The following is a 419-nucleotide window of genomic DNA, read 5'->3' as shown; positions in this document are numbered from 1 at the left end:
TGGTGTGAGCGGTGCAGGTGCTTCAAATGCAGATGGAAGTCCGGCCAGACCCGGCCGAGGTGGGAAGGGCGCGCCGCTGGGCGCGCTCCCGGCTGGCCCGCTCGGGGGTGGCGGTAGACGAGCCCCTGGCGGAGACGCTCATCTTGTTGATCTCGGAACTGGTCACCAACGCCGTGGTGCACACGGGCTGCCCCGCCGTCCTGAGGATGCTCTTCCCCGCCGGGTGCGCGGCCGGGTCGCCGGCCCCCGACGGCACGGCCCCGGCGGCCGGTCCCGACGGCACGGCCCCGGCCGCGGGCGGTACGGCGCAGCGGCCGGGCGGTACGGCATGGCCCCCGGGCGGTGCGGCGTACCGCGCGGGCGGGGCGGCCGGCTGGCCCCCGCCCCCCCCCCCGGGGCCGGTGGCCGGCCCCGGGCCC

At 79.5% G+C, this 419-nt stretch carries 1 protein-coding gene; it reads left to right on the top strand.

Annotated features, from left to right (window positions below; all coding sequences use genetic code 11):
• Window positions 1–32: 32 nt before the first annotated feature.
• Window positions 33–419, top strand: a 387-nt coding sequence (locus AAHZ94_RS35070; RefSeq protein ID WP_502964882.1) for an ATP-binding protein, incomplete at its 3' end; no start/stop codon positions are given.

Source organism: Streptomyces sp. HSW2009 (genome assembly GCF_040240285.1).
Taxonomy (GTDB): Bacteria; Actinomycetota; Actinomycetes; order Streptomycetales; family Streptomycetaceae; genus Streptomyces.
This window is presented reverse-complemented; position numbering and strand designations above follow the sequence as displayed.